29 protein-coding genes are annotated in these 26,574 nt (G+C 55.8%); 13 read left to right on the forward strand and 16 right to left on the reverse strand.

The annotated features are described in order from the left end of the window. The first annotated feature begins 121 nt into the window (after nucleotides 1-121). The 3 genes from ACVLVH_RS00290 (at nucleotide 122) to ACVLVH_RS00300 (ending at nucleotide 2,605) form a co-directional block, all read left to right on the forward strand. Nucleotides 122-1,429, forward strand: coding sequence for a sensor histidine kinase (locus ACVLVH_RS00290; protein WP_245250641.1), 1,308 nt, complete (start codon nucleotides 122-124; stop codon nucleotides 1,427-1,429). Between the two features lie 4 nt (nucleotides 1,430-1,433). Continuing rightward, the gene (locus ACVLVH_RS00295) at nucleotides 1,434-2,045 is read left to right on the forward strand and encodes a response regulator transcription factor (RefSeq protein WP_350262235.1); all 612 of its coding nucleotides are present in this window, start codon (nucleotides 1,434-1,436) and stop codon (nucleotides 2,043-2,045) included. An 86-nt stretch (nucleotides 2,046-2,131) separates the two neighbouring features. Beyond that, the gene (locus ACVLVH_RS00300) at nucleotides 2,132-2,605 is read left to right on the forward strand and encodes a GlcG/HbpS family heme-binding protein (protein WP_462063254.1); all 474 of its coding nucleotides are present in this window, start codon (nucleotides 2,132-2,134) and stop codon (nucleotides 2,603-2,605) included. A 232-nt stretch (nucleotides 2,606-2,837) separates the two neighbouring features. On the opposite strand, the gene ACVLVH_RS00305 is transcribed toward ACVLVH_RS00300, so the two are convergent. Further along, the gene (locus tag ACVLVH_RS00305) at nucleotides 2,838-3,398 is read right to left on the reverse strand and encodes a thioredoxin (protein WP_192414726.1); all 561 of its coding nucleotides are present in this window, start codon (nucleotides 3,396-3,398) and stop codon (nucleotides 2,838-2,840) included. Nucleotides 3,399-3,678: 280 nt separating this feature from the next. Here ACVLVH_RS00305 and ACVLVH_RS00310 point away from each other — a divergent pair, with 280 nt between their 5' ends. Both ACVLVH_RS00310 and ahr read left to right on the forward strand, forming a co-directional pair. Next, on the forward strand, nucleotides 3,679-3,948 hold the full coding sequence (locus ACVLVH_RS00310; protein WP_192414728.1) for a hypothetical protein: 270 nt from the start codon (nucleotides 3,679-3,681) through the stop codon (nucleotides 3,946-3,948). 122 nt (nucleotides 3,949-4,070) lie between these two features. Further along, nucleotides 4,071-5,087: an NADPH-dependent aldehyde reductase Ahr gene (gene ahr / locus ACVLVH_RS00315; RefSeq protein ID WP_008108001.1), complete on the forward strand. Its 1,017-nt coding sequence runs from the start codon at nucleotides 4,071-4,073 to the stop codon at nucleotides 5,085-5,087. Nucleotides 5,088-5,167: 80 nt separating this feature from the next. Here the strand turns inward: ahr and ACVLVH_RS00320 are convergent, their stop codons facing one another. Both ACVLVH_RS00320 and ACVLVH_RS00325 read right to left on the reverse strand, forming a co-directional pair. Next, on the reverse strand, nucleotides 5,168-6,904 hold the full coding sequence (locus ACVLVH_RS00320) for a DUF2534 family protein (RefSeq protein WP_498948306.1): 1,737 nt from the start codon (nucleotides 6,902-6,904) through the stop codon (nucleotides 5,168-5,170). A gap of 72 nt (nucleotides 6,905-6,976) precedes the next feature. Beyond that, entirely contained in the window at nucleotides 6,977-7,393 is a 417-nt protein-coding gene (locus ACVLVH_RS00325) for a DUF2946 domain-containing protein (protein WP_336767956.1), read from the reverse strand. Nucleotides 7,394-7,639: 246 nt separating this feature from the next. Between ACVLVH_RS00325 and ACVLVH_RS00330 the strand changes: the two genes are divergently transcribed. Together ACVLVH_RS00330 and ACVLVH_RS00335 are read left to right on the forward strand one after the other, a co-directional pair. Continuing rightward, nucleotides 7,640-7,861, forward strand: a complete 222-nt coding sequence (locus ACVLVH_RS00330) for a type II toxin-antitoxin system Phd/YefM family antitoxin (RefSeq protein WP_110867236.1) — start codon at nucleotides 7,640-7,642, stop codon at nucleotides 7,859-7,861. Continuing rightward, nucleotides 7,858-8,235 carry a type II toxin-antitoxin system death-on-curing family toxin gene (locus tag ACVLVH_RS00335; protein WP_271460590.1) on the forward strand — a complete coding sequence of 126 codons (378 nt, stop codon included), beginning with the start codon at nucleotides 7,858-7,860 and terminating at the stop codon, nucleotides 8,233-8,235. The genes ACVLVH_RS00330 and ACVLVH_RS00335 overlap by 4 nt, the downstream gene beginning before the upstream one ends. A gap of 9 nt (nucleotides 8,236-8,244) precedes the next feature. On the opposite strand, the gene glsB is transcribed toward ACVLVH_RS00335, so the two are convergent. Continuing rightward, nucleotides 8,245-9,168: a glutaminase B gene (gene glsB / locus ACVLVH_RS00340; RefSeq protein WP_498948309.1), complete on the reverse strand. Its 924-nt coding sequence runs from the start codon at nucleotides 9,166-9,168 to the stop codon at nucleotides 8,245-8,247. 145 nt (nucleotides 9,169-9,313) lie between these two features. On the opposite strand from glsB, the gene ACVLVH_RS00345 reads away from it, so the two are divergent. Together ACVLVH_RS00345 and ACVLVH_RS00350 are read left to right on the forward strand one after the other, a co-directional pair. Beyond that, nucleotides 9,314-9,664 (forward strand): cupin domain-containing protein, encoded by a 351-nt coding sequence (locus ACVLVH_RS00345; RefSeq protein WP_192414734.1) that lies wholly within the window; start codon nucleotides 9,314-9,316, stop codon nucleotides 9,662-9,664. Nucleotides 9,665-9,746: 82 nt separating this feature from the next. Then, the gene (locus ACVLVH_RS00350; RefSeq protein WP_498948310.1) at nucleotides 9,747-10,211 is read left to right on the forward strand and encodes a heme-degrading domain-containing protein; all 465 of its coding nucleotides are present in this window, start codon (nucleotides 9,747-9,749) and stop codon (nucleotides 10,209-10,211) included. 109 nt (nucleotides 10,212-10,320) lie between these two features. Here ACVLVH_RS00350 and ACVLVH_RS00355 read toward each other — a convergent pair whose 3' ends face one another. The 5 genes from ACVLVH_RS00355 to ACVLVH_RS00375 form a co-directional block, all read right to left on the reverse strand. Continuing rightward, complete coding sequence (locus ACVLVH_RS00355) at nucleotides 10,321-11,634, reverse strand: cytochrome c (RefSeq protein WP_498948311.1); 1,314 nt, start codon at nucleotides 11,632-11,634, stop codon at nucleotides 10,321-10,323. 2 nt (nucleotides 11,635-11,636) lie between these two features. Next, on the reverse strand, nucleotides 11,637-13,406 hold the full coding sequence (locus ACVLVH_RS00360; protein ID WP_101761127.1) for a GMC family oxidoreductase: 1,770 nt from the start codon (nucleotides 13,404-13,406) through the stop codon (nucleotides 11,637-11,639). A gap of 18 nt (nucleotides 13,407-13,424) precedes the next feature. Continuing rightward, nucleotides 13,425-14,153, reverse strand: a complete 729-nt coding sequence (locus ACVLVH_RS00365) for a gluconate 2-dehydrogenase subunit 3 family protein (RefSeq protein ID WP_137387185.1) — start codon at nucleotides 14,151-14,153, stop codon at nucleotides 13,425-13,427. A 208-nt stretch (nucleotides 14,154-14,361) separates the two neighbouring features. Next, nucleotides 14,362-15,186, reverse strand: coding sequence for a sugar phosphate isomerase/epimerase family protein (locus ACVLVH_RS00370; RefSeq protein WP_192413449.1), 825 nt, complete (start codon nucleotides 15,184-15,186; stop codon nucleotides 14,362-14,364). A gap of 17 nt (nucleotides 15,187-15,203) precedes the next feature. After that, the gene (locus ACVLVH_RS00375) at nucleotides 15,204-16,217 is read right to left on the reverse strand and encodes a LacI family DNA-binding transcriptional regulator (RefSeq protein WP_498948314.1); all 1,014 of its coding nucleotides are present in this window, start codon (nucleotides 16,215-16,217) and stop codon (nucleotides 15,204-15,206) included. A 405-nt stretch (nucleotides 16,218-16,622) separates the two neighbouring features. On the opposite strand from ACVLVH_RS00375, the gene ACVLVH_RS00380 reads away from it, so the two are divergent. From ACVLVH_RS00380 to ACVLVH_RS00390, 3 genes are all read left to right on the forward strand, one after another. Next, on the forward strand, nucleotides 16,623-17,801 hold the full coding sequence (locus ACVLVH_RS00380; RefSeq protein WP_498948316.1) for a Gfo/Idh/MocA family protein: 1,179 nt from the start codon (nucleotides 16,623-16,625) through the stop codon (nucleotides 17,799-17,801). Nucleotides 17,802-17,809: 8 nt separating this feature from the next. After that, nucleotides 17,810-18,751, forward strand: coding sequence for a sugar phosphate isomerase/epimerase family protein (locus tag ACVLVH_RS00385; RefSeq protein ID WP_498948318.1), 942 nt, complete (start codon nucleotides 17,810-17,812; stop codon nucleotides 18,749-18,751). Between the two features lie 96 nt (nucleotides 18,752-18,847). Beyond that, the gene (locus ACVLVH_RS00390; protein WP_110867017.1) at nucleotides 18,848-19,192 is read left to right on the forward strand and encodes an ArsR/SmtB family transcription factor; all 345 of its coding nucleotides are present in this window, start codon (nucleotides 18,848-18,850) and stop codon (nucleotides 19,190-19,192) included. Here the strand turns inward: ACVLVH_RS00390 and ACVLVH_RS00395 are convergent. The 3 genes from ACVLVH_RS00395 to ACVLVH_RS00405 all read right to left on the reverse strand — a co-directional run bounded on the left by ACVLVH_RS00395 (nucleotide 19,185) and on the right by ACVLVH_RS00405 (nucleotide 21,057). Next, nucleotides 19,185-20,375, reverse strand: a complete 1,191-nt coding sequence (locus ACVLVH_RS00395; RefSeq protein ID WP_498948320.1) for an MFS transporter — start codon at nucleotides 20,373-20,375, stop codon at nucleotides 19,185-19,187. The two genes, ACVLVH_RS00390 and ACVLVH_RS00395, sit on opposite strands and share 8 nt — an antisense overlap. 131 nt (nucleotides 20,376-20,506) lie before the next feature. Continuing rightward, nucleotides 20,507-20,815 (reverse strand): CcdB family protein, encoded by a 309-nt coding sequence (locus ACVLVH_RS00400; protein WP_137387189.1) that lies wholly within the window; start codon nucleotides 20,813-20,815, stop codon nucleotides 20,507-20,509. A 2-nt stretch (nucleotides 20,816-20,817) separates the two neighbouring features. Then, complete coding sequence (locus tag ACVLVH_RS00405; protein WP_137387190.1) at nucleotides 20,818-21,057, reverse strand: type II toxin-antitoxin system CcdA family antitoxin; 240 nt, start codon at nucleotides 21,055-21,057, stop codon at nucleotides 20,818-20,820. A gap of 184 nt (nucleotides 21,058-21,241) precedes the next feature. Between ACVLVH_RS00405 and ACVLVH_RS00410 the strand changes: the two genes are divergently transcribed. Beyond that, on the forward strand, nucleotides 21,242-21,775 hold the full coding sequence (locus ACVLVH_RS00410; protein ID WP_498948321.1) for a sterol desaturase family protein: 534 nt from the start codon (nucleotides 21,242-21,244) through the stop codon (nucleotides 21,773-21,775). Here ACVLVH_RS00410 and crtB read toward each other — a convergent pair. The 4 genes from crtB to ACVLVH_RS00430 are packed head-to-tail and all read right to left on the reverse strand — an operon-like array spanning nucleotide 21,714 to nucleotide 26,561. Then, entirely contained in the window at nucleotides 21,714-22,643 is a 930-nt protein-coding gene (gene crtB / locus ACVLVH_RS00415; RefSeq protein ID WP_498948323.1) for a 15-cis-phytoene synthase CrtB, read from the reverse strand. The genes ACVLVH_RS00410 and crtB overlap by 62 nt on opposite strands. After that, the gene (locus ACVLVH_RS00420; RefSeq protein ID WP_192413424.1) at nucleotides 22,640-24,121 is read right to left on the reverse strand and encodes a phytoene desaturase; all 1,482 of its coding nucleotides are present in this window, start codon (nucleotides 24,119-24,121) and stop codon (nucleotides 22,640-22,642) included. Before ACVLVH_RS00420 ends, crtB begins: the two co-directional genes overlap by 4 nt. After that, a complete protein-coding gene (gene crtY, locus ACVLVH_RS00425; RefSeq protein ID WP_498948325.1) occupies nucleotides 24,118-25,284 on the reverse strand; it encodes a lycopene beta-cyclase CrtY in 1,167 nt (388 codons plus the stop codon). The genes ACVLVH_RS00420 and crtY overlap by 4 nt, the downstream gene beginning before the upstream one ends. Beyond that, nucleotides 25,284-26,561 carry a glycosyltransferase gene (locus ACVLVH_RS00430; RefSeq protein WP_462063273.1) on the reverse strand — a complete coding sequence of 426 codons (1,278 nt, stop codon included), beginning with the start codon at nucleotides 26,559-26,561 and terminating at the stop codon, nucleotides 25,284-25,286. Before ACVLVH_RS00430 ends, crtY begins: the two co-directional genes overlap by 1 nt. Between the last annotated feature and the right edge of the window lie 13 nt (nucleotides 26,562-26,574).

Consider the following 26,574-nt stretch of genomic DNA (forward strand, 5'->3'; position numbering starts at 1 on the left):
AAGTCGTTGAATCCCTCTACGGCGCGGGTTAAAACGTTTGACTTTAGTCAGGCCTCCTTTTCTGGAGTACTTCTTTACTGCATAACCACGGAACTCTATGCCGCACACTTACCGACCATGGATGAAAAGGTATTGGCTGGTCTGGCTGCTGTTAACGCTGATTACCTTGATAGCGTTATTTACCGATCAAATTTTGCAGCAGCAGCGTGTCGGCGAGGCGCAATTTAATCAGCAGTTTAATCGTCTCGCCGCCTATCAAACGCAGAATGAAACGCTGTTGCCGCTGCTGAATGGCGATGAGGAACTCGCCTCTTTGCAGAGCAAATTCCCCCAGCTTGTCCTGTTGGAACACACCGTAAATCGTCCGTTAACCGCGCCGCGTTTTGAAGAAGTGAGCGGTGGTCGCTATTGGCTCTACAATCCTTACCGCCAGATTCGCATGCTGATCGATTTGCATTTTGCCCTGCAAACCTCGGATGTGGCGCTGGCGCTGGCTTTTCATATCCACGCACCGCCCGCCATGCAAACGGTGAACTATTCGGACACCGCGCGCTGGCAATGGCAGCGGCCGTTCATCAATCACTATCAGCCATTCTTGCTGAAAGGCAGCGCGAATCCCGACTGGCGTGCGCTGCATGCGTTGCCATTTATGCTGGCGCTGCTGGCATGGCTGGTAATTGGCGGTTTAGGCTGGTGGCTGCTGCGTCACTGGCGTCAGCACGTGGAGATGCGCCTGCGCGCGGACTATTTCCAGCGGACGCGACGTGAAGCATTGGGCGAGTTTACCGCTGGCATCATTCATGAAATTAATCAGCCGCTGACAGCCATCAACACCTGGCTGCACAGCAGTGAGCTGCTGCTGAAACAGGGCAAGTACGAGAATCTGCCGCAGGCGCTCAACGCGATGAACCTGCAAACCGAGCGCCTCGCGGCGTTGCTGCAACGCTTTCGCGACATCGTGAGCGAACGTCCGGTGGCGATGACCGCCGTGAATCCGGAAGCCATCTGGCGGCGCGTGACGGTGCTGCTGCAACAGGAACTGGATGACGGCGATGTCACGCTGCGTCAGCAGTGGCAGCACGGTCAGGCAAAAGTATTGAGCGATCCCCAATGGCTGGAACAGGTGTTCCATAACCTGTTGCAGAACGCCATTCACATGCAGCAAGGACGTCCCGATGCATGGGTGAACATGGCATCTGAACCTATTCCTCACGGCATCAAAATCATCATTAGCGATAATGGTCCCGGCTTCTCGGCGGAAGGATTAGCGCAGGCTTGCATGCCGTTTTACAGCTCGCGCGCTAACAGCATGGGATTAGGCATGACGCTGGTCGAGAGTTTGATGTTACGCATGAACGGCCAGCTGCGGCTGGCAAATCGCGCTGCAGGCGGCGCGGAGATTACCTTAATTTTCCAACTGGCGGAGTAACGGAATGGTCGCAAAGGTTTGGTTAGTGGATGATGATTTATCCGTGCGAGAATCGCTCGGTTTTCTGCTTAAGACGCTGGATTACGACGTGGCCGATTTTGCCGATTTGGCCACATTTGAAGCGGCTACGCAGGCGCAACAACCGCTGCGCGGCTGTTTGCTGTTGGATGTGCGCATGCCGGGCATTAGCGGTCTGAGTTGGCTGGCGGAGCAGGGCGATCGCCATCCGCTGCTTCCGGTGATCATCATGACCGGTCACGGCACCATTGATGCCTGTCGCCGCGCATTTCGTCAGGGCGCTTTTGAGTTTTACACCAAGCCGCTGGAGATAGAACCGCTATTGGAGACCATTCATTTGGCATTCAGCGAAAGTGAGCAGCGTGCCGATCGCTGGCAGTCGCAGCAGGGTTTGCAGGCGCGGTTTGCGCTGTTATCGGCGCGTGAAAGTGAAGTGATGCAGTTGATGATTGCCGGGCAAACCAGCAAAGCGATCGCGCGTGATTTATCGCTTTCGCCGCGCACCGTGGAAGCGCATCGCGCGGCGGTGTTTGCCAAGCTGGAACTCAATAATCTTGCACAGTTGATTCACGCCTGGCAGCAGTTGAACCAGGTATAACTACCTGGCCGAACGGGTAATCGCCCGAATATTTCTTTTGCCCGCCGCGCTTTACAGTGTCACTCACTATTAAACAGGAGTGACACATGAACATCCGCCTTTCTCTGATTGCCGCTGCGGCGGCCCTGGTATCCTTCGGCAGCCACGCTGCATTAACCGAATCCAACCTGTCCCTTGCTGACGCACAGAAGCTGGCGAGCGCCGCGATTCAATCGTGTGCGGCGAAAAACTACAACGTCACGGTGACCGTGGTGGATCGTGCTGGTTTGGTGAAAGCGGTGCAGCGCATGGATAACGCCGGTCCACACACCGTTAAAGCCAGCCAGATGAAAGCCTATACCGCGCTGAGCACCAAAAACCCAAGCGGTAAAGTGATGGAAGCCGCACAGAATAATGCTGGTGCGCAGAACATGCGTGATATTCCAGGCTTCCTGCTGCTGGCGGGCGGTGTGCCGGTGAAAAGCGGCGACCAGGTGATTGGCGCAATCGGCATCGGCGGCGCACCGGGCGGCCATTTGGATGAAGCCTGCGCGGTGGATGCGTTGAAAGTCATTAAGTAATACGCACCAGGTCGTCATTGATGGCGACCTGGTTAGTTACGGCGCGACAGTGCAAAACAGACTAGCGGCATCGGCGAGGTAAACAGCAGCAGTTCGACAAGCAACCGTGCCCGACCGCGTGCCTGTGACAGCATAATTAGACAGATAGCGATTGTCGGCGTTGAGGCAAGCAGTGCTAGCGAAAATCTATTGCGAAATCATACTAAAGGCCCGCCGCAACGGGCCAAAGGCGTTAAGCGAGGATGCGTTCAGCCCAGGATTCAATCTCGTCGCCGCTGCCGATATCCAGCTGCACCAAACCGTTGGTGATGAAGGTTGGTGAAACGTGGATACCGTTTTGCCGCGAGTATTTGCTGTGCCATTTGATCTCATTCTGCAGCTCGGCACGCAGAAAAGGTTCGCGCGCGTTAACGCCGCTGTATTGCTCCAGACGATCGAGAATCTGATTCGGCGTGGCATCCATATTCGGGCCGTGGCTATGATCGGTAAACTCGAACTCTTCACGATGATCCGCCACCGCCTGCAGCACCTTTTTGGCGGCTGCTTTGCCCTCCGGCAAGGTTGAGGCGGCAAGGATGTAGCGCACAATCACGCCGGAATACATATGCCACGGCTGTGATTGCAAACGAATTTTTAATGTCATCTTCTCTTCGCCTACCCGTTGCAGCAACGCGTCCAGCTTGTTGAATGCGCGCACGGAAAACGGGCAGGTGGGTTCCAGAAATACTTCGAACACTTTCGGGCCGTGGCCCCAAACCAGCGGATCGGCGTGTAATGCGATGGATTGGCTCATGGTCATTCCCTGTTGCAGCGATAAAAGTTGTCTTACTTTGGCAAAGCGCGGCGCGGACAGCCAGCGTGGGCTTGTGCTTTTTTGTTACAAAGCCATTCGATTGCTGCAAATGTGGCGCAAGAAAAATCGTTTTATAGATCCGCGAGCTACAAGAAACTCAGCCTGCAACCGCCTTGCACAGAAAATAAGCGGCTATAGTTAATCCTGTTTCAATCTTCTTACTTGTAGCATTTTTGATTCATTTGCCTGGAGCCAAACGTTAAGAGCATCGAGGTTCAATGTGTTTGCCAATCTCTCCTGGAAAATCATTCATCAGGTTCTTAATGAAACCATTGCCGAGTTAATGGATGAACACCAAACGCTGGACGTTCCCACTTTGCGCGAGCGGCTGCTAGAGATGGCGGAAAGCGAATCCGATGAACTTATGGTGTTGTGTTACTGGCAAGCGAGCAAAGTGCTGACGCGCTTGCCGCCCACGGTGACCGCCAGCCAACTGATTGAAGAGGCGCGCCTCGCGTACCGCACGCCGCTTAATCACGATCCGCTTTAACCCTTGATGCTTTTCGGCGGTTTAATCGCGTTAAAGCGGCTAAGTGACGGATTAATGGTCAAGAGCGGGAAACACGCTCTGCTAGACTTGCCCTGTCAAAAACGTGGATACAGAGGACAGTAATGAAAATCAAAAGTTATGCCGCCTTGAACGCGGGTGAAGCGCTGGTGCCTCATGAGTATGAAGCCGGTGAACTGGCTGCTGAAGAGGTGCAGGTTGAGGTCGATTACTGCGGTGTTTGTCACTCAGATTTGTCGATGATTGATAACGAGTGGGGCATCTCCTCGTTCCCGGTGATTGCCGGCCACGAAGTGATTGGTCGCATCAGCGCGTTAGGCGATGCGGCGCAGAATAAAGGCTTGAAAGTGGGCCAGCGCGTGGGCATCGGCTGGACGGCGAAAAGCTGCCAGCACTGTAATGCCTGTATCAATGGCGAGCACGTTAACTGTGAGAACGGTTCGGTGCCAACCATCATGAACAAAGGCGGTTTTGCCAGCCATCTGCGCGCCGACTGGCAATGGGTGATCCCGCTGCCAGAAGCGATGGATTACACCTCGGCGGGTCCGCTGCTGTGTGGCGGCATCACCGTGTTCAAACCGCTGTTGATGCATCATGTCACCGCCACCAGCCGCGTCGGCGTGATCGGCATCGGCGGCCTGGGCCACATGGCGATTAAATTGCTGCGTGCAATGGGTGCGGAAGTGACGGCATTCAGCTCCAACGCCAGCAAAACCGAATCAATCAAAGCGATGGGTGCGGACCGCGTGGTAAATAGCCGCGACCCGCAGGCGCTGAATGCGCTGGCCGGTCAGTTTGATTTGATCATCAGCACGGTGGCGGTGGATCTTGACTGGGCACCGTACTTCCAGGCGCTGGCTCCGCACGGTAAATTCCACACCGTCGGCGCAGTGATGAAGCCTTTTGAAGTGCCGGCGTTCAGCCTGATTATGGGCGATCGCGCGGTGACCGGTTCCTCTACCGGTTCGCCAGGCCAGCTACGTTCACTGATGAAACTGGCGTCGCGTGCGGATATCGCACCGCAGGTGGAAGAGTTCCCGATGTCTAAAATCAATGAAGCGCTGGATCACGTACGCGCGGGTAAAGCCAATTACCGCGTAGTGTTGAAAGCCGATTTTTAAATCTCAATGACCAGATCGCCATAAATGGCGATCTCAGGCCGTACGGTGCGCATTCCTGCGCACCGTTAAACTCCACGCACTTATCCCCGATCATCCTTTTCGCCGAGGAAGAAATACCACAGCGGAATCGACGTCAGCGCGGTAAATACCGTGGTGTACAACGCAATCATAAAGCCCTGCGTGATGTACATGGTCAGCGACCAATGGCTGAACGGAATGCCATATTGATCGATAACGCCACCGATAATCGCATTGCTCATTACCGTGCCGACAATCAGCGCCAGGATAAACAAACCGCGCAGGAAGTAGCGCATCTCTTTACGCTTCACGGCATATCGCGCGCGAATAATGCCCAGCGGAGATTGCTGTGAAGCCAACAGCGCGGCTTCATCGAGCGGTGCGCGTTGCTGTTTGCGCCAGCGCAGAATGTCCAGCAGCAGGAACGCCAGCAAACTCGCGCCCATCACCGGCAGCGCATAACCCAGCGCCAGCGCCACCATTAACCAAGCGACTTTGGCGTAATGCGGTAACGCCATCCAGGTTTCGGTTAGGGTCTGTGCCGGATTCGCTTCGACATCTTTTGGCCGACGAATCCACCACATGCGATAACCGAACACGATCATGCTGCATAAACCCAGGCCAAAGAACGCCAGCAGCAGCTGATTGGGTAAACCAAACAGCACGCCCATATGCGCATCAACGCCCCAGCGCGTCAGCTTCGCCACCAGCGGGAAACGGGCAAAGTAGACGTGATCTACCACGCTGAAATCCTGCGGATTCACCGACACCGCATCGACTCGCGTTGGCCAGCTGCGATCGATCTCCGTCACCGCCCACGCTTTATCTGCGCTTTTTGGCTGACGCAGTTCGAGCTTTGCCGCGCTCAGTCCATCCTGACGCGCCGCATTCAGCACGCGATCCCAGTCGGCATCAGCGGCGTTATTGCGCGCCGGTTTGGCGGGCGCTGCCGTTGGTTTGGTCATCGACGACATCGGCATACTCATGCCCGGCATATCCCTATCCGGCATGTGATCGGCGTGCGGATTGGCCGGTGCAGCAGGCGCATCGCTGTTGAGCGAAGTATTCACCTGTGGCGTCAGCCAGTTCAGTTCGGTACGCATGCGATCGATATTGCCGCCCGCCCACTGCGACCACGTCAGGCCGGTCACCGAGAAGAACACCAAACCGATCGCCAGCGTCAGACCGAGCGTAATGTGCCAGTGGCGGCTGAAGGCGAAACCGCTGCGCGGTTGCTTCAGCTTACGTTTCGGACGCGTTCCCAGCCACAGCACCACGCCGCCGAGAGCGGCCACCCACAGCCAGGACGCCGCCAGTTCGCTGTAGTTACGACCGAAATCGCCTAGCAGCAGGCTGCTGTGCAGTAAGTCGATGGTGGTGCGCAGCGGCAACACACCGCTGGTGCCGTAAACCGGCATATCGCCTTTCACTTTCAGGCTGTAGGGATCGATAAACACCGCGCGCGTCAGTGATGCACCGAGCGTGGCGTCGCTGAACTGCACGCGCGTGGTATCCGTTGCACCCGGCGCAGGACGCACCGCGTAGATGTGCTGGTTTCCGCCCGCATAGGCACGGGCCGCGCTGATTTGTGCCGACAACGGCTGCGCGTTGCCTTGAGGTTCAGCGGTTAGCGCATCGGCATAAATCAGGTTTTCCAGCTGGGGCGTCAACACATAAAGCGTGCCGCTGAGCGCCGCAATAAAGATGAACGGGGCGACAAACAGACCAATATAAAAATGTAAGCGACGTAGCAAATTAAGCACCGCGCCGCGCGGTGCTGCAGAGTGAGCAGCAGACAAAGCCGTCTTCCTTCCAAAAAGAAATTGTCTTAGCACATCGCTCAGGCTGAGCGTGCGCTGCAATAAATGAGGTCAGCAGGAAAGCGGTGCAGGCGGGGCGCGCGGACGATGAATGCTGCTAACGCGACGCACAATCGGCGCAACCACGTGGGGCAGCGGCGGGGCGCGCGAGATCACCATAATCAGCCAGATAAACGGAATAAACACCCACATCAGGAGCGGGACATGCACCAGCAGATCACAATAGCCGCAGGCAAACTCGCCGTCGTCCATCATGTGATGGCTCATGCCGGGCATCGGCATATCCGCCATCATCATTTCATGATGGCTCATTGAGCTATTCATCATGCTGTGCTGCGGCATCGCCAGCAGCTGGCTTTGACGCTCCATCAACGTTTTCGACACAATCGGCGCGACGAACAGCAGCAGCACCGCCACAATGGCGACGCAGGCAGTCAAACGCTGGCGGAAGTGATGTGTAAACGTCATGGTTGCTAGTGGATGATTCCGTAAATGAGGCGGAAGTGTAACGCGATTGACGTTGATGGGTTAAAAAAATAGAGGCTATTTAAGAAAAAATTCGCACCTTTTGAAAATAGTCACTTAAAGAGATGCGGCTGTTAACGTTAATGCAACCTGATAAAAACAGAGCGGAAACATAACATCGCGTCAGGAAATACCATTGATGACAAAGGTCAAGAGATGTACCATTCACCTGTACATGTTGGAGGTTTTATGAACAAGTTTACTTATACCAGCGCCAGAGAGAATTTATCTCAGGTTTTGGACCAGGCGATTGCAGGCGAGGCCGTTGAAATTACTCGACGCAGCGGTGACTCAGCGGTTGTCATCAGCAAAGCCAGTTTCGAGGCGTATCGAAAAGCCGTACTGGATGCTGAATTCGCAGAGTTAATGGGTGAGTTTGATGCATCTAATAAAGCGTTAACAGATAGATGATTCACGTTTCTGCCGAGGAGGTTATCGCACTTCACGATTACCTTTTAAAGCGTTATGCCGGTGTTGCAGGAATGTCCGATCCCGGAAGAGCAGAAGCTATTGTTGCCCGCGTTATTAATCGTGAATATTACGAAGGGATTCAGGATATTTTTGAGCTTGCAGCAACCTATTGGGTGGCAATCTCACGCGGGCATATTTTTGCCGATGCGAATAAGAGAACCTCGCTTAACGTAACCATGTTGTTTTTAAAGCGTAATGGAATACGCGTACATGACCGGCCTGAATTAGTCGAATTGACGGTCATGGCAGCAACTGGCGAAGCCGGAGTGCCTTATCTGGCAAACCAATTGCGTGCATTCTTCGGATCACACTAACCACATTGTCTAAAAAATCGATCTTCCCAATCGCTCGGTAAGTTTCTCCAGCAGCGCGGTGCCCGCTAAAGAGTTGCCCGAATGATCCAGCGCCGGCGACCAGACGGCGATACTCATGTCACCGGGGATCACCGCAACAATGCCGCCGCCGACGCCCGACTTCGCCGGCATGCCCACGCGCCAGGCGAATTCCCCGGCACCATCGTACATGCCGCTGGTCATCATCAGCGCGTTCACCTGACGTGCCTGGCGCGGTGAGATCACCGCCGATTCATCATCCTGCGTGCGGCCATGATTGGCGAGATAGAGAAAGGTGCGCGCCAGTTCTTCGCAACTCATCGCCAGCGAGCAGTAGTGAAAATAGGTTTCCATCACTTTGCTGACATCGTTATGGAAGTTGCCGAAGGATTTCATCAGCCAGGCGATGGCAGCGTTGCGTGCCGAATGTTCGTATTCGGAGCGCGCAACGACGCGGTCGTAATGGATGTCATTTTGCTGCGCCAGACGGCGCACAATTTCCAGCATGCGCTGGCGTGGTGCTGTCAGGCGGCTTTCCAGCAGATCGCACATCACCAGCGCACCGGCATTGATAAACGGATTACGCGGTTTGCCCTGTTCCAGCTCCAGCTGCACCAGCGAGTTAAATGCCTGTCCCGACGGCTCTTTGCCGACGCGTTGCCAGATTTCACCCTCTTCATACAAGGTAAGCGCCACGCTGAGCGACAGCACTTTGGAGATCGACTGAATGGAGAAGCGCGTCGCGGCATCGCCCGCCTGAAAACAGCGTCCGTCGGGCGTGCAAATGGCGATGCCGAGCTGATCGGCATCCACGTCGGCCAGCGCCGGAATGTAATCCGCCACCTTTCCCTGCTGGGTGAGCGGACGAACTTCGCTGACAATCTCTTCTAGCAATTCATTACTGAGTTCCGACACCTTCACACTCCGTGTAACCAATATTGGCCAGGATGATGGTGATTTGCGCGCAGCGCGTCAATCGGCGGCGCAAAATTCTGTGAGCCTTCTGGGTGAAGCCTGCGTTACAGTGCGGGCTGATTTCATTAAATGTCGAGCCCGCGCGATGATAACTAACCTGTTTCGCGATTTCCCCGCCGCCGCACAGAACGGCAACGCAGAGACGTTTGAAGCGCTGCTGACGCAGCCCAATCTGCATATTGAACGCATCGTTTCTACCGGACAAGCCAGTCCGCCCGATTTCTGGTACTGCCAGACGCAAGGGGAATGGGTGCTGGTGTTACAAGGATCGGCAGGATTGCAGCTGGAAGGGGAAACGCAGGAGCGTCACTTGCAGGTCGGTGATTTTGTCGAGATCCCAGCTGGCTGCCGCCATCGCGTCAACTGGACCGACAGCAAGGGCCCAACGGTGTGGCTCGCGGTGCATTACGGTGCGATTCCGGTTAGCACAATCTGAAGTGAGAACCTCATCACATGCGAAAAATTCATTCCATGATATAAAATATGGAAAATTTATTTCAAATTGAGAGGATTCTATCATGTCATCGCTGCCGTCCTTAGAAACCTTGCAGCAGCAGGAAGCCGAGCATCGTTTACCGCAGTTTGATTTCGATTTAGCGTGGCAAATCGGCCAAAGCATCCAGCAGCGCGCGCGTGAAGACAATGCGCCTGTGGCTATCGAAGTCTATGCGTTTGGTCAGGTGGTGTTTCTGGCGGCGTTGCCAGGATCCGCCCCAGAAAATCTGGAATGGATGCGTCGTAAGCGTAATACTGTGCTGTTGACCGGCCACTCTTCGATGTATGTGGGGCTTATGAATGAACAGAAGGGCGAGCGTATGGCGCAGCAGCGCAATATCCGCCAGGAAGATTACACCGATCACGGTGGTTCTTTCCCGCTGCTCACTGCTCAGGGCGCGATCATTGGTGCAGTCACCATCAGCGGTTTACCGTCTGCAGACGATCATGCGTTAGCGCTATGGGGGATGACTCAGCTGCTGCGCTGATGCATCGATAAAAGGTCGCCATGAATGGCAACCCTTGTATCCTGAAAGTGTTGCTGGTTAGCGACCAGCAACGACGCTGAACGGTAACCAGAAGCTCGGTGGAGAAACGCTATTTCATCACCGGGACTTTCAGCTTAGCGCCTGCGCCGGTGGCTTTGCGCAGATCGGCGACCTGGCTGGCTTTCACCTCGGCAGCCTGATTACCCCACGAATTCCTCACGTAGTTCAGCACATCGGCCATCTCCTGATCGTTAAGCTTCCAGGAAAATGCCGGCATGCCTGCGGACGTTGGGTGGCCTGCGGTGTGCGGCGCGCGGGCACCGTCCAGCAGTGCGTGAATCATGTTGGTGGGATCGTTCTGCATCGCGCCATTGCCCGCAAAGGCGGGCACCATGCCGGTGATACCTTCACCCGACAACCCGTGACACGCTGAGCAATCCACTTCATAGCGCAGTGCGGCCCGATCGTGACGCGTTTTATCCATCACGAATCCGGCGGCTTGCGGCGTGGAAGAAGCCGGTAAGCTGCGCAGATAAGTGGCGATAGCGTGCAAATCACGATCGTTAAAATACTGCGTCGAGTGCTCGACCGCTTCGGCCATTGGACCCGCCGCCACGCTTGCACCGTTCGAACCGGTTTTCAGGTAGTCAGCGATCTGCGCGTCGCTCCATTTGCCAATGCCAGCTTGAGGATTCGGCGTGATATCCGGCGCGTACCAGCTTCCCAGATTGCCACCTTGCAGATAGTGGCTACTGATTTCGCCGCCCAGTGCATTGCGCGCGGTGTGACAGACGCTGCAGTGCGCTGGACCATCAACAATATACTTGCCGCGATTCCACTCATCATTCTGCGCGGTTTGCGGCTTGAACGCGCTGTTATCGAAGAACAATAGGTTCCAGCCAGCCATTGCCAGGCGAATGTTGTAGGGGAAATTCATGCCCGCATTTTCATCGATGGCGTTGTGCACCGGTTTTTGTGCCGAAAAGTAGGCCCAAAGATCGTGCATATCATCATCGCTCATCTGTGTATAAGCGGTGTACGGCATCGCCGGATAGAGGAAGCCGTGTTCGCCGCGTCCCTGACGCACCGCGTTAAAGAAATCGCGCTCGGTCATGTTGCCGATGCCGGTTTCACGGTCTGGTGAAATGTTCGAGGTCTGTAGCGCGCCAAAAGGCGTATCGATTGTGTAGCCGCCGGAGAAGTCCGCATTGTGACAGGCGGCGCAGTCGGCGAGGCGCATCACGTACTCACCGCGTTTAATAGCGGCATCGTCATTGCTGTGGAAATCGGCCAACTGCACGTTGTCGTCGGCAACGTTTGAGCGCGCGCTGTCTAACACCACCCACAAACGGCCCGACGCCGCGATGCCCGCAATCACCGCCAGTGCGGCGAGCGTGTAGGTAATTTTCTTTGCTTTCGCCATGATTACGCCCCCACCAGCGGTGCCGGATTATGGATGTACTTCTGGTGGATCGCCTGCGCAGCACGCACCGCCAGCGCACCAATGGTGATGGTCGGGTTATAACCGCCGTTGTTCGGGAAGGCGGATGCGCCGACCACAAACAGGTTGTGCGCATCCCAGCTTTGCAGATAGGGATTGAGTGCGGAGGTGCTGGGATCGCTGCCCATCACCGCGCCACCAATGGTGTGCGAGCTGTGCTGCTGGTACGGATTCCAGCTCTTCTCCGCCTGGTTATCCACCACGATATGCTGGCCGCCGGTCTCTTTCATGATGTCGATGGCGCGATCGGTAACGAATTTCGCCATGCGCACATCGTTCTGGTTCCAGTCGAACGTGGTGCGGATCAGCGGCTGGCCGTGACGATCTTTGTAGTTGGGATCGAGATCGAGATAGGCTTCGCGCATCGGCATCGAGGTGCCCTGACAGAAGATGGTACCGGCGGTTTGGTAATCGCGCTTGTAGCCCGCTTTCCACTCGCTGCCCCAGCGTTTGGTGCCGGGACGCAGGCCGTTCATGTTCTGAATTGGACGACCGTTGGTGGAGAAGCCCATGATGCCCGCGCCGCCGATGAAATCGAGATCGCTGTGGTCGAAGTTATCGCCGTTGAAGTCATCAATCTGCACCGCCAATGCGCCGCCGCCGATGAACGGGTTCATAAATTCGTTATCGAAGAAGCCGGTGACGCTGGAGCAGGTTTGATAGTTGTAGTTACGGCCAATGGTGCCGCGACCGGTCAGCGGATCGTATTGTTCACCCACGCCGGAGAGCAGCATCAGACGCACGTTATCCATCTGATAAGCGGTGATGCAGACGATATCAGCCGGCTGGAAGCCCTCCACACCATCTTGGGTGATAAATTTCACACCTTTCACCGTTTTACCGTCGTCATGCTTTACGGCGTGCAACACTTCCGTTTCGGTCAGCAGCGTGAAATTTGGACGTCGCATCAGCACCGGCAGAATGCACGCTTGCGGCGATGACTTGGAGAAGTTGCCGCAGCCGTGGAAGTCGCAGAAGCCGCAATAGGTGCACGGACCCATGCTGACGCCGAGCGGATTGACATAAGCTTGCGACAGATTACCGGCCGGCACCGTGAACGGGTGATACCCCATGCTTTCGGTGGTTTTGCGATACTTGCTCATCCAGTGCGTATCTTTCAGCGGCGGGGTTGGATAGTCGCGTGAACGCGGGCCTTCGAAGATATTGCCGCCTTTTTGTGGCTGGCCGTTGAGATTGCCCGCGATACCGGAAGTGCCCGCAATACGCTCGAAGCGATCGTAGAACGGCGCCATTTCGTCGTAGGTCACGCCCCAATCCTGCAGCTGCAAACCCTGCATCTTTTTCGCGCCGTAACGTTCGCGGGTTTGCTTCGCCACTTCAAAATCCCACGGCGTAAAGCGCCATGACATGCCGGCCCAGTGCGTGCCTGCACCGCCAACGTTCCAGCCAAACTGAAACGCTGACCAGTTACGTACCGGCGCTGCCAGCTGATCGCTGCGGTTGCGGAAGGTGGTGGTTTCCACGCTCATCGGCTGCAGGATTTTGCGGCGCGTGTGGAAACGCAGTTCATCGGCATCAATGGCGACCGGGAAATCGGTCGAGGTATCGCGCCAGGCACCGCGTTCAATGGCGACCACGTTAAGTCCCGCGCGGGTTAGCTCTTCCGCCATCACCGAACCGGCCCAACCTAAGCCGACGATGACCACGTCAGCTTTATTTCTTACTAATGACATTGACTAAGCTCCGGCTATTTAATCGTTAGGAATGAGGCTGACGGGAATAAGCGCCAGATTTTCGTTGCGGCGTTCGATATAAGGGCGATAGTCATAGCGTGCGCCGGGAAAACCGATCATCTTCCAACCCACCATATTTTTATTTCCGCCATAAATCGGATCCGCTAAATAGCTTTCACGCGCGTTTTGCAGCATTAATTCAAACAGCGCCTGGCTATTCACGTCTTTTCCTAAATCGATCTTGCCGTCTTCCATTGCTGTCAGGAATGTATCGATCTGTTCAGCTGATAAGGTATGTAATGAAGCCTGATGCTGTTGCTGCGCCCACTTTTCCAGCGCGGCTAAACCGGTTAAGTAGCGCGCTTTTGGCGGGGTAAGAAATTGCGGGCTGCCCATCAATGCCGCTTCATTTTCCGGATGCAGCGGCGCCTGCAAATAGAGCGCCGCGCCAGAGCCATAATCACCGGCTAACTGGTTATCGAGGAACTCAATCGCGCCCGCTTCACTGGCGGACGGGCCAAGGTCATCGGCGGGGATTAGGCGGTCAAAGATGGCTGCCAGATTCTGGCGATCCAGCGGATTGGTGAGCACCTGATAACCATCTTGCCATGCCGGTTGCGGCAGGTGATCGGTGCTGAGTTGGGTTTCCAGCGGGACATTGTGCAGCTCTTTCGCCCGTAGCTGCGGCGCGACAGCGAGGGATGCCACAATTCCACTGAGCGAAAAGAGCGCTTCTCTTCGGTTCATACTTTTTATCCCTTAAACTTCAATAGATGAATATTGACAGAGCACGACGTTCAGATATTTCAGACGCAATGACCGTGCGAAAATAGCGCGCAGGCGCTAGCGACGAATCTGCGTTCGTTATTGTTTTTTTCAGAGGTAGGGTAAATATACGGTCGCCATTTATGGTGACCGTATTTACGGGAAACCCGTTTATCGGGCTCCCTTTATGTTAATAAATATATTTATTCATATCTTCATAGCAGTGACGGGAAATATCCCATAAATCGTCTTCCCAGTTTTGCGGGCTTAATAATTCCGGTGACCAAACGCCGTCGTAGCCGGTAGCTTTTACCGCCGCCACCCAGGCGGCAATATCCACATCGCCCTGGCCTGGTGCGTAGTCGCGCTGTACCCACTCATCCCAGGCTTCACCCGGCTTGGCCGCGCGGCCATCGCAGAAATGCACGCCGTAAATCAGATCTTTATCCATGCGCGCCACTTCGTCAGGCGTGGTGCCGCCGCCGGCATGCAGGTGCCAGAAATCCACCACCACGCCAAGATTGTCTTTGCCGCTCTGTTTAATCAGATCCAGTGCGTGTTGCAGCGAATTGAACGCGGTGAAGGCGACGACTTCAATCTGGAATTTGATGCCGTGCGGTGCGCCGATATCGGCGATGGCGGAGATATTCTCCAGCAGGATGGCATCACGCTCGGCGGCGGAAAGATGATCGAGTTCGGTCAGCGCCATGATTTGCACCACCGGACAACGCAGTTCCACCGCGGCCTGGCAGATTTTTTCCGCTTCGCGCAGCAGCTCAGCTCGCGCTTCCGGCTCATGGCGGCCAATGCGTTTCAGCGCATTGATACAGGTAATATCGACGCTGTATTTCGCCATCAGATCGCGGTAGGCAGCATAGCTGCCACCGTTATCCAGATAGCGATACAGATGTTCTGGCAGGATCTCCAGCCCGCTAAAGCCAGTCTCATGGGCGATGCGTAACTGAGTGACGGCATTGCTGTACCAAACAGACACGCCATGCAACGACAACTTCATCTCTCCTCCTTGTTACCTCACGGCTTCAGGTGAGAGCGTCGAATACGCAATTCTCCCTGAGACCAAACGCCACCCGGAGTGGCACGTTCATCAATCAGCCGGTTCAGGGCTTCAGTGATGATCAAATCAATACGCTGGCTGAAGGTGGTGAGCTGCCAGCTGGGCAAGCTGGCTTCATCGATGTCATCAAAACCCACCACCGCCATGAATTTGTTGCCTGCACCTTCGCGCAAGGCCGCCAGCGCGCCGAGCGCCAGCACATCGTTTTCGCAAAACAGCGCTTCAACCCGCTGATCGGGCGCGTGCGCGTTGAGATATTCAGTCAACGCTGCGTAGCTGCGTTCGCGGGCGTATTCACCGGCGGTGAGCAGCACTTCCAGCGCCAGGCCAGCTTGGTTCAGCGCAAGTTGCAGACCTTCCAAACGCAGCGTGTGATGGCTGCTGGTGGCCGGGCCCATCATGTACCCGATGCGCGTATAACCTTGCGCCAGCAGCAGTTCGCCCAGCTGTTTGCCCGCCTGCAAGCCGTCGATATTGACCACTTCAATATCCGGCTCGTCATTGTTACGGCACACCTGCACCAGCGGAATGTGGTGCATTTCACGCGCCACGGCGACCAGCTCATCACTCAGCACCGTGCCGAGAAACAGCATGCCATCGACCTGCAGCTGATCGGCCAGCGACAGCACCGCGCGGTAGTTTTCACCGCTACCAATATTCAGCAGCAGCGCCATGTAGCCGCGCTGCTGTAGCTGGCGGGTGACGGTGTCGAGCATCAGCATCGAGTGCGGATTTTTCAGCTCGTCGATCACTACGCCAATAATCTGTGTCTTCTTCTGCGACAGGCTGCGGGCCAGCAGGTTAGGGCGATAACCCAGCTCGGTGGCAATCGCGATTACGCGTTCGCGCGCTTTCTCGGAAATTGACGCGCCGGGCGTAAAGGCACGCGATACCGTCCATTTCGAGACGCCAGCCAGTCTTGCCACATCGCTGGCAGTGGCTTTGTGGGATTTTGTGGTTGGTTTACTCATAGCACCTGCATAGGGGAAAAAGCGGAGACCCCCAGCATTGAACGTGAAACCCAACGGAAAATAAACACCTAAGCGCACGCAATTGGCGTAAAGCGCGACAAATAACCCTATTTTTAGGATGTTGCAATTATGTTTGATCTTTGCACCCGATTGCAACGTTTTTTGCAATCGGGTGCATTTCATTAACTTTTTGTGATCGATTTCGCTGATTTGCACTTTGCCAGATTGACTAAAAAGTCGTCTTAGCTGACATTTTGCTCACCACTACAAAGCAAATCTCATTTTTATCTAACGTGTGTCGCTTAATTTGCACCCGGTAGCAAATAGTAAAACAGCTAAAATTTAATCTCTGACCTCTTACCTCAAACCATTTTGCACCCGAGTGCAAAATAAACAGGAGTTGTTATGCTCATCGGTGAAAAGAGTATTCCACGCCCACTGCGCTGGGCCATGATCGGTGGCGGCCGTCTCAGCCAGGTGGGTTATAAACACCGTTGCGGTGCGCTGCGTGATAACACGGCATATCAGATGGTGGCCAGCGCCTTTGATATCGATGCCGAGCGTGGTCGCGATTTCGGTGTCAACTTAGGGCTCGATGCGGATCGCTGCTACGCCACTTATCAGCAGCTGCTGACCGAAGAGGCGAAGCGTGAAGATGGCGTTGAAGTGGTGTCCATCGCCACGCCAAACGGCACCCATTTTGAGATCACCAAAGCGGCATTGAATGCCGGTATTCACGTCATTTGTGAAAAGCCGCTGTTCTTCACTACCGCCGAAGCGCTGGAAATTAAAGCATTAGCGGCGGAAAAAGGGCTGATCGTTGGCGTGACCTACGGTTTCTCCGGCCATCCGCTGCTGATGCAGATGCGGGCGATGATCGCCAACGGCGAAATTGGTGATGTGCGCATGGTGGAGTTGCAATACACCCACGGCTTCAGCGCCAATGACAGCGCCGATAAATTTAGCGAAGCGCAAAAATGGCGCGTCGATCCTAAGATTGCCGGTCCGTCTTTTGTGCTCGGCGATATCTCCACGCACACTTTCTACATCTCCCAGCTGGTGTTGCCAGAACTGAAAGTGAAATCGCTGCTGTGCGATCGCCAAAGCTTCATTCCCTCGCGCGCGCCGTTGGAAGATAACGCCATGGTGCTGATGCATTACGACAACGGCGCGGTAGGGCGCATGTGGGCCTCATCGATTAATGCCGGTTCGATGGACAGCCAAAGTATTCGCGTGATTGGTTCGCGCGCCAGCCTGGAGTGGAGCGACTACAACCCAGGCGAGCTGAAATATGAAGTGCAGGGCCAGCCGAATCAGATTATGCATCACGGCATGCCGTACCTGCATGAAAGCGCCCTGGCCGATGAACGTCTGGGCGCGCTGCACACTGAAGGCCTGGCGGAATCCTGGGCCAATATCTATCTGAAATTTGCTATCGCCATCCACGCCACCCAACAGGGCGACCAAACCACGCTTGATAACCTGATCTATCCCGATATTAACGCCGGAATTGAAGGTGTGCGCTGGATCGAAAACTGCGTGCGTTCTGCGGACAACGGCGCGAGCTGGGTTAACTACGAATAAGGATTGCCATGAAACTTTCGTTTTGTACCGATAGCCTGGGTCATCTGCCGTTTGAACAGATGCTGGATAAGTTGCTGGAGCTGGGTGTTTACGGCGTTGAGATGACGACCGGCGGCTGGTCACCAGCGCCGCATCTGCGTACCGAAGCGTTGCTCGGCAGCGCCACGCAGCGTCAACAGTTGTTGCAGGCGCTGGAGAGCCGCGGCATGTCGATTGCGGCGCTAAATGTGTCGGGTAATCCGCTCGATCCAGGCGAATTAGGCAACAAACATAAGCGCGATACGGAAAACGCGCTGGCGCTGTCCGGAGAACTGGGGGTGAAGAAAATCGTCATGATGAGCGGCTTGCCGCCCGCCAGCCCGCACGACACCATTCCAAACTGGATCACTTATACCGTAAGCTGGCCGCCGACGCTGAAAAACTGCCTCGATTATCAATGGAATGAAGTGGCGATCCCTTACTGGCAAGGGCTGGTACAGCGCGCTAAAGAGAGCGGCGTGGAGAAATTCGCGCTGGAGAATTTCAGTTCGATGCTGGTGTGGAATCCGGAAACCTTGTTCCGCCTGCGCGACGCGGTCGGCGATATGGTGGGCCTCAACCTCGATCCCAGCCATCTGCTGTGGATGGGCGCGGACCCGATTGCGGCAGCGCGCGCACTCGGTCCGGCAATTCATCACTGTCACGGCAAAGATGTGCGTCTGGAGCGCGGGCTGGTGGATATCAACGGTCTGTTGGAAACCAAACCGGTGGAAGATGTCGCCAATCGCGCCTGGAACTATGTTGCCGTTGGTTGCGGCCAGGATCTGCAGTGGTGGAAAGAGTTCTTCTCGGTGGTACGCATGATGGGCTACAACGACTGGGTATCGCTGGAAATGGAAGATCTCACCATGTCGGTGGAAGCGGGCGTAACCTCCTCGATTGCGGCACTTAAGCAAACCCTTAGCCAGTAATGTCAAATTCACGGCGGGCAACCGCTCGCCGTGTTCTGTACATCGAGTCTTGCCTGCCTGATAATTCGTGGTTCACCCACTATTAAGAGGCACGCCATGCTGGAAAACCATCCACAGCGCGACGAAATCAGGCTGGAGAATGTGCTGGCGGCGTTGGGCAATCCGATGCGCATGACGGTAATCAGCATTCTGGCGGACGGCGGCGAACATACTTGCGGATCGCTGCTGAAAGGCGTCTCCAAATCCACGTTGACCCATCACTGGCGCGTGCTGCGCGAGGGCGGCATTATCTGGCAGAAACCCTCTGGACGTGAAAACCTGCTGTCATTGCGACGCGACGATCTCGATGCCCGTTTCCCGGGTCTGCTTGATTCACTGCTAAGCGCCACCCAGCAAGATCCCCTGACCCGCACCACGCTGGATGATTTCCAGGTTAAATAACCCGGGCACGCCCAGCCAGCGTAGCCACAATCATCTGCAACCCCGCAATCACCAACAGCAGCATCAGCGGCCACTGCCAGTTGCCGCTGACATCATGCAGCAGGCCAAAACAGAGCGGGCCCAGCGCCGCTAATCCGTAACCGACGCACTGTGCCATGCCCGACAATTTCGACGCCTGCAAATGATCATGGGTGCGCAGATTAAACAGCGACAGGCAAATCACCATTGATGCACCGGCGCCCAGTCCCGCCAGAATCAGCCACAGCAGCGCGTATTGCGGTGCCATTAACAGTCCCGCGACGGCGATAAAAATCGATAGCGATGCGAGAAAACCAATCGTCCGCTGATCGTGCATTTTTTTCAGTGCGCTGATGCAGGCCAGGTTCGAAACGATGGCCACAATCTGATAGACAAACAGCATGCCACCCGCTTCTAGCTGGCTAATGCCGCTGTCTTGCGCAAAAGGCGTAAACCAGCCGATCAAGGTGTAGAACACCAGCGACTGGCAGGCCATAAACAGCGAAACCTGCCAGCCTAAGGCCGCGCGCCACGGTGAGCGCGTTGATGTGCCGTTGGCGCTGTTTTTTGTCTGAGACGCTGGTTTTTTCAGGTACGGCAGCCAGGCTAACAGCGCGATAATCGCCGGCATCAGCCACACCGCTAATGAGAGTCGCCAACCCGCGCGACTCAGCTCTGCCAGCGGCACCACCACGCCCGATGCAATGCTGGCGGTGATCGCCATGGTCATCGCGTACAAGCCAACATATCGCGCGGTGTGTTCAGTGAAATCACGCTTAATCAGCGGCGGCAGCAGCACGTTGGCCGCCGCAATCCCCGAGCTAAGGATGATCGTTCCGACCCACAACGCATTTTCACTGCCGCTGATACGCAGAATCGATCCCAGCGTGATGAGCAGCAATGCGCCCCATAAACTGCGCTCAAGACCAAAACGGTTGCCGAACCATGCTGCGGGTGGCGCTAAGGTAGCGAACATCAATAGCGGCAAGAAGTTGATCACGCCCGCCGCACTGGCGCTCAAGCCAAACGTCAGACGGATGTTTTCCAGCACCGGGCCAACCGCGGTAATAGGCGTGCGCAAGTTGGCCGCTGTCAGCAGCAGTAAGAACAGGAAAAAACCAGAACGACGCAGAGCAGGATTCGCAGATAAAACGGTATGGGTCATATTTTCGCACCATAGCAATGAGGCAGAGCGAGTCTGCTTATGGTGCGTTGGTTGACGTTAACGCTTACGCAGCGGCGATTAACTGCTGAAAGGAGGGCAATACTAACGAGGGGCTTTTAGGATGTAAAGTATCAAAACCCATCAAAGACAAAATCAACCGAGTCTTTAATCCGCTGGCGATACACACGTGCATCCATCACCTGATCGCCTAGAAGCGACACGCGCACACTGGCCATTTCGTGAGTCATGACCAGAAATTCCTCGCCTTCAACCTTGATTACCGGATTAAGTCGTTCAACTTGCTTTTTTTTAAACTGGTTTAGAGGGTAGAGCGGGATAACGATTCGTGACGCCAGTTCGCCGATAATCTCACTTTGAACGTCTACCAGATAAGGGTACTCGCTGTTCCTATTGGTATTGCGATAAATAAAATATTGCATGTCTAAAACGTCCTGTATTCATCCGACAATAAACCGTGTTCTTCGGTTATGCGATTGAGTTCCTGCAAACCTTCACTGTTTTCACGCTTCCATCTTTCCGCTTCGGTTGTGCGAATTTCATAATGTAAAGCTTTAGATAGGATGGCGGATAAATTGAGCCCTGCTTCTCTAGCCTGCTCGAGTAATGCAGGTTCAAGTGTCACGCTGACAGTTTTTTTTTGTCTTACGGCTGTAGAAGGCATAAATCCCCCGTGTAGTTAACACGTGTATAAATCAGTGTGGTGAGTATGGGTGAAATCTGCGCTTTCTGCAATGCAGCTTTCTAACGTGTTGTGGACTTTTAAAATTTCTAAACATGGTAAACCTTGCGCCATCGCTCATCCGCGTCCACCTTTAGTATTTCCCTTTTCCACAAATGGACGAACAATGATCTGGTTATGGAACGTGCTTATCTTGCTGGCAACCGTGGTGGTGATGGAAATCGCCGCGGCGCTGTCGCATAAATACATCATGCACGGTTGGGGTTGGGGCTGGCATTTGTCGCACCACGAACCGCACAGCGGCAAGTTTGAACTTAACGATCTGTATGCGGTGGTGTTTGCGGTGCTGGCGATCGTGCTGATCTATGTCGGCGTGCAAGGCATGTGGCCGCTGCAGTGGATTGGTGCCGGGATGACGACCTACGGCGCGCTTTACTTCATGGTGCACGATGGCCTGGTGCATCAACGCTGGCCGTTTCGCTATATCCCGCGCAAAGGCTATCTCAAGCGCTTATACATGGCGCACCGCATGCATCATGCAGTGCGCGGGCGTGAAGGCTGCGTGTCGTTTGGTTTCCTCTACGCGCCACCGCTCAATAAGCTGCAAGCCACGCTGCGTCAGCGCCACGGGAGAAAAATCAACGAGGACGCTGCCACAGACCAGCCGGACGTGGCGCCGGACGAGCCACACGCGAAGTGATCGCCAGGCCGGCCCCTTTCACCAGCAGCGCCAGTTTTTCGCTGCGGCTGGTGCGCTGTCGTGAATCCCAGGCGTGAACACCGGCGTGCTGAACTTTCACCCCGATTTCGCGATAAACACCGCGTGCCGTCGCGATGGCCCACGCCGAGCGCAGCGGCAAACCCGGCAAGCCGAACCGCGCCGAGTGATAATAGGGTTCCGCTTCCGACACTAAACGCGCAGCCAGCGTGGCCAGCGCCGCACGATGTTGCGGTGCTGTCAGCGTATCGGCGCGTAATCCCGCCTGATCGAGCCAGGCTTGCGGCAGATAGCAGCGACCATTTTCGGCATCTTCGACGATATCGCGCGCAATGTTAGTAAGCTGGAACGCCAGCCCTAAATCGCAGGCGTGATCGAGCACCGCTTCGTCGCGCACGCCCATTACGCGCGCCATCATCAAACCGACTACGCCCGCGACGTGATAGCAGTAACGCAGCGTGTCGTCGAAACTCGTATAGTGTTCGTCGCGCGCATCCATGGCGAAGCCTTCCAGATGATCAAACGCCAGCTGTTGCGGCAGTTGATGAATAAGCGCCACTTCCTGAAACGCCCTAAACGCCGGTTCATCCATGTGCGCGCCGCTGTAGGCGCGGCGGGTTTCAATCTGCAGATGCTCCATGCGTGCCTGTGCATCTTCGACCGCATGCTGCGTGCCGCCTTCGCCCAGCGTTTGCCCATCAATCACATCGTCACAATGACGACACCATGCATACAGCATCAGCGTGCTGCGGCGTGTCGGTGCATCAAACAGCCTGGCGGCGGTGGCGAAACTCTTCGAGCCCACCGCCATGGTTTGTGTCACTTGCTCGAGTAAAGGCTGTCGATTCATTCAGCGCGATCCTCCAGCATCAGCTGAGCGGTGGCCTTGGCGGAACCAATTACGCCGGGCACGCCCGCGCCCGGATGCGTACCCGCACCCACCAGATAGAGATTGCTGATATCGGCATCGCGGTTATGCGGTCGGAACCAGGCGCTTTGCGTCAAAATTGGCTCCAGCGAAAATGCCGAGCCGTGATGAGCATGCAGCGTGTCGCGAAAATCAAACGGCGTAAACATTCTGTGTGTCACTAATTGCTGACGTAATCCCGGCATGTAGTGCTGCTCCAGATAAGCAAAAATTCGATCGCGCAAGCGCGGTCCTTCCTGTTGCCAGTCGATGTCAGCGGTGCCGAGATGCGGCACCGGCGCTAACACATAAAAGCTGCCGCAGCCGGGTGGTGCCAGTGACGGATCGCTGCTGCAGGGCGCGTGCAGGTAGAGTGAAAAATCCTCTGCCAGTTGGCTGCTATTAAAAATCTCATCAATCAATTCGCGATAGCGCGGACCAAAACAGACGGTGTGATGCGCGAGCTGTTCATGCGGCTGATTGAGGCCAAAATAGAGCACAAACAGCGAGTTGCTCATGCGCTTACGCTTGAGCGATGTCGCACGTTTCATTGCTAGCGGATGATGGCGTAGCAGCTTGTCGTAGGTATGCACCACGTCGGCATTGGAGGCTACGGCTGCGGCATCGAAGCGTCGTCCATCCTTTAACTGGACGCCGCTAATACGATTTTCATTGGTTTCCAGCTGGCTCACTTCGGCATTCAGTAACAGCTCGCCACCCAGATCCTCAAACAGTCGCGCCATGCCCTTCACCAGCGCGCCGGTGCCACCGCGCGGAAACCACACGCCCCATTCACGTTCCAGTGCATGAATTAAGGTATAGATTGATGACGTTGCAAAAGGATTACCGCCCACCAGCAATGAGTGGAATGAAAACGCCTGCCGCAGGTGATCGTCCTGAATAAATTTCGCCACCATGCTGTAGACGCTGCGCCACGCCTGCAAACGTCCCAGCTGCGGTGCAACACGCAGCATGTCACGCACCTGCAGAAACGGCACCGTGCCGAGTTTCAGATAACCCTCTTTGAATACTTCGCGCGAATAGGCGAGGAACTGACGATAACCCGCGACGTCCTGTGGATTGAAGGTAGCGATCTGCTGCTCCAGCAGCGGCTGATTGTTGTCGTAGTCGAGCTGTTTGCCATCTTCCCAACACAGGCGATAGAAGGGCGTGACCGGCATCAGCTCGACGTAATCGCTTAGCGATTTTCCCGCCAGCGTGAACAACTCTTCGATAGCGCTGGGATCGGTGATCACCGTGGGCCCGGCATCAAAGGTAAAACCGCTATCTTCAAACACATAGGCGCGTCCGCCTGGTTTATCGCGCTGCTCGAGTAAGGTGGTTGGTATGCCCGCCGCTTGAAGGCGAATCGCCAGCGCCAGGCCGCCAAAGCCTGCGCCAATCACATAAGTGCGTTTCATTTTTTCTTCCCTGGTTCGACAGAATTCAACAGCGCGTGCAGCGCTTCACCGATGGGCACCGGAGGCTTGCCGCACAGAATCCGCGCTTTATCATGCAGACGAAGTTGTCCGGCGTAAAAGCGGCTAATTAACCCGGCATTGAGCCGGTAAAAACGTTGCATTACACGCCAGCGCTGCTGCGGCTTACCGGCCAAAAACAGCATGCGGTTCAGCAGGCGGAAAAATCGCTGCTCGCGCCACTGCTGACGGGCAAAGCGTTCGATATGTTGACTGAGCGTGCTGGCATCGGTGGGCAACAGCGTGGCTACCAACTCCGCCAGCGCCACGGCGGACGGCAAAGCATAACCGGTTGTCGCGTGAAACAGTCCGGCGCGCAGGCCGCTGCATGGCTGGCCGCGCTGCTGTTGCCAGAATCGATCAATATTGCCGCTCAGGGTAATCGGCAATATGCCATGCTCTTCACGCAGCAGCGTGCCAGGCCGCCAACCTTGCTGTTTGGCATAGTCAGCGATGTGCTGACGAGCGGAGTTCTCCGCCAGCGTAGGTTGATTAACGTAATGCGTATCTTCAATCAGTAACCGATCGGCGCTGAGCGGCAGCGTGTAAACAAAACGATAGCCCGCTTGTTGATCGACGGTGGCATCCATCAGGATCGGCTGCTGCAGGCCGTGCGGCTGCGCCAGCTGCCACTCTTGTCCAAGAAACACCTGATAACCCAGCTGCAGATGCGGCGTTGGCTGCAGGCCGCGGCCATCAATCACCACCTGCGCATCAAGTTCACGGCCATCCGCCAGCGTCACCTGTGTGGATTTTACCTGTTTAACGGCAGCATTTGTCCACAGATCGTCACCCATCGCCGCGAGTAGATGCCGGGCAAAATCGCCTGACGCGATGGAACAATAATCCCCGTCCAGGTTGCGGCGCAACGCGGGAAAACGCACCTGATAGCCAGGCCAACGCGCCGTGATCAGCGGCTGCAGCCAGCGCAGCTGATCGGCGCTAAGATCGCTCTGATGAAATGACCAGGTATGATTGCCTGCCGGATGTGCGTCGCTCTCCAGCAACAGGCATTTGAGCTGCGGCTGCAGTTGGCGCAGACGCAGCGCAATCAAACCGTTTGCCAGTCCGGCACCGACCAGAATCACATCGTAGTGCGCACGCATCAGGTGGCCTCCGCCAGCACAACTTGCTGCTGGCACAGCGCTTGTTCGACGATGTCGGCCGCACGCTGGCAACCGCCTGCGCGCTGCAACTGTGCCTGTATCGCTGACATCCGTAACGCGTAGCGATTGTCGGTAAGTAATTGTTGCAGATGCTGCTCCAGTTGATGAACGCGGTTAAAGCGCGATGCGCGCCGTCCAACGCCATGCCACTCAATGCGCGCTGCCACGCCGGGTTGATCAAAGGCAATTGGCAGCGCCAGCATTGGCGTACCGCATTCCAGTGCTTCCAGCGCGCTGTTTAATCCGGCATGAGTAATAAAAAGCTGCGCGTGTTGCAGGGCGGCACGTTGATCGACAAAATCCGTCACCCACGCTGCACCAGCCAGTTGCAACTTGTGCACCTGATCGGCGTTCAATCCCCCACAATGAGCGATCACCAGCGAAAGTTGCTGGCGGCGGCACGCCTGTGCCAGATGCAAAAACAGGCGGAAGCGATGGCCTTGCAGCGTACCCAGCGAGGCGTAAACCACCGGCTGGCGCAGCGCCGGCCAGGGCGCATTGAGCGGCGCTGCCGCAAGCGGCGCGCGCAGTTGTCCGACGGCGTGATAGCAGGCCGGCAGTTGCTGACGCGGAAAATCAAAGGCGGGCACCATCTGGCTGATTTGTGCCAGCGGCGAAAGGCACTGATGCAATCCGCGCCGCTCCGTCAAATTGAACGCCCGCGCGTGTTTGAGGATGACGTCGCCGTGACGACGCATGATGCGATCATAGATATCGCTGCTGGCCTGAAAACGTTTCAGCGCTTTTTCATCCTGAGCATAACGGAAGGGCATCACCGCCAGCGGAATGCCGGCTTCACGGTTGACCGGCAGGGCGCAGGCCACCGAAACAAACGGCAGATGCAGCGCTTCAGCGACCAATCCGCCTGCTGCTTCCATTTCATCAGCGATCACACCATCAATGTTCAACGATTTCAGTACCGCTGGCAGTTCGCGGCACAGCATATCGGTGCAGGAGGCGAGATCGTTGATTACGCGGAACAGCGACAGGCCGCCCGGCGAAGCCAGCCGATGCAGCACGGGCGCCAGCGAACCGGCCGGATGCGTTTGCTGGCCTACTGCAACGAAATTAATGCGTTCGTCGCTGAGCAAAGTGCGGGCGTCGGCTTGCTGGATGAAGGTGATGCGATGGCCACGCGCCAGCAGCGTTTGTGCTAACGCCTGCAACGCGTGAAAGTGGCTGTAAAGCGGCGGCGCGATCACCGCAAAGTGGCCCAACGGCTTAGCCGCG

Source organism: Kluyvera sp. 1366 (assembly GCF_054823405.1).

Coding starts and splice junctions, on each gene's coding strand:
- ACVLVH_RS00360 (WP_101761127.1), bottom strand. CDS start 13,406: ATGTCATTAGTAAGAAATAAAGCTGACGTGGTCATCGTCGGCTTAGGT.
- crtY (WP_498948325.1), bottom strand. CDS start 25,284: ATGCGTGCGCACTACGATGTGATTCTGGTCGGTGCCGGACTGGCAAAC.
- ACVLVH_RS00350 (WP_498948310.1), top strand. CDS start 9,747: ATGTCATCGCTGCCGTCCTTAGAAACCTTGCAGCAGCAGGAAGCCGAG.
- ACVLVH_RS00290 (WP_245250641.1), top strand. CDS start 122: ATGAAAAGGTATTGGCTGGTCTGGCTGCTGTTAACGCTGATTACCTTG.
- ACVLVH_RS00390 (WP_110867017.1), top strand. CDS start 18,848: ATGCTGGAAAACCATCCACAGCGCGACGAAATCAGGCTGGAGAATGTG.
- ACVLVH_RS00370 (WP_192413449.1), bottom strand. CDS start 15,186: ATGAAGTTGTCGTTGCATGGCGTGTCTGTTTGGTACAGCAATGCCGTC.
- ACVLVH_RS00325 (WP_336767956.1), bottom strand. CDS start 7,393: ATGACGTTTACACATCACTTCCGCCAGCGTTTGACTGCCTGCGTCGCC.
- ACVLVH_RS00420 (WP_192413424.1), bottom strand. CDS start 24,121: ATGAAACGCACTTATGTGATTGGCGCAGGCTTTGGCGGCCTGGCGCTG.
- ACVLVH_RS00335 (WP_271460590.1), top strand. CDS start 7,858: ATGATTCACGTTTCTGCCGAGGAGGTTATCGCACTTCACGATTACCTT.
- ACVLVH_RS00410 (WP_498948321.1), top strand. CDS start 21,242: ATGATCTGGTTATGGAACGTGCTTATCTTGCTGGCAACCGTGGTGGTG.
- ACVLVH_RS00300 (WP_462063254.1), top strand. CDS start 2,132: ATGAACATCCGCCTTTCTCTGATTGCCGCTGCGGCGGCCCTGGTATCC.
- ACVLVH_RS00385 (WP_498948318.1), top strand. CDS start 17,810: ATGAAACTTTCGTTTTGTACCGATAGCCTGGGTCATCTGCCGTTTGAA.
- ACVLVH_RS00405 (WP_137387190.1), bottom strand. CDS start 21,057: ATGCCTTCTACAGCCGTAAGACAAAAAAAAACTGTCAGCGTGACACTT.
- ACVLVH_RS00400 (WP_137387189.1), bottom strand. CDS start 20,815: ATGCAATATTTTATTTATCGCAATACCAATAGGAACAGCGAGTACCCT.
- ACVLVH_RS00365 (WP_137387185.1), bottom strand. CDS start 14,153: ATGAACCGAAGAGAAGCGCTCTTTTCGCTCAGTGGAATTGTGGCATCC.
- ACVLVH_RS00395 (WP_498948320.1), bottom strand. CDS start 20,375: ATGACCCATACCGTTTTATCTGCGAATCCTGCTCTGCGTCGTTCTGGT.
- ACVLVH_RS00295 (WP_350262235.1), top strand. CDS start 1,434: ATGGTCGCAAAGGTTTGGTTAGTGGATGATGATTTATCCGTGCGAGAA.
- ACVLVH_RS00345 (WP_192414734.1), top strand. CDS start 9,314: ATGATAACTAACCTGTTTCGCGATTTCCCCGCCGCCGCACAGAACGGC.
- ACVLVH_RS00375 (WP_498948314.1), bottom strand. CDS start 16,217: ATGAGTAAACCAACCACAAAATCCCACAAAGCCACTGCCAGCGATGTG.
- ACVLVH_RS00330 (WP_110867236.1), top strand. CDS start 7,640: ATGAACAAGTTTACTTATACCAGCGCCAGAGAGAATTTATCTCAGGTT.
- ACVLVH_RS00380 (WP_498948316.1), top strand. CDS start 16,623: ATGCTCATCGGTGAAAAGAGTATTCCACGCCCACTGCGCTGGGCCATG.
- ACVLVH_RS00305 (WP_192414726.1), bottom strand. CDS start 3,398: ATGAGCCAATCCATCGCATTACACGCCGATCCGCTGGTTTGGGGCCAC.
- ACVLVH_RS00355 (WP_498948311.1), bottom strand. CDS start 11,634: ATGGCGAAAGCAAAGAAAATTACCTACACGCTCGCCGCACTGGCGGTG.
- ahr (WP_008108001.1), top strand. CDS start 4,071: ATGAAAATCAAAAGTTATGCCGCCTTGAACGCGGGTGAAGCGCTGGTG.
- crtB (WP_498948323.1), bottom strand. CDS start 22,643: ATGAATCGACAGCCTTTACTCGAGCAAGTGACACAAACCATGGCGGTG.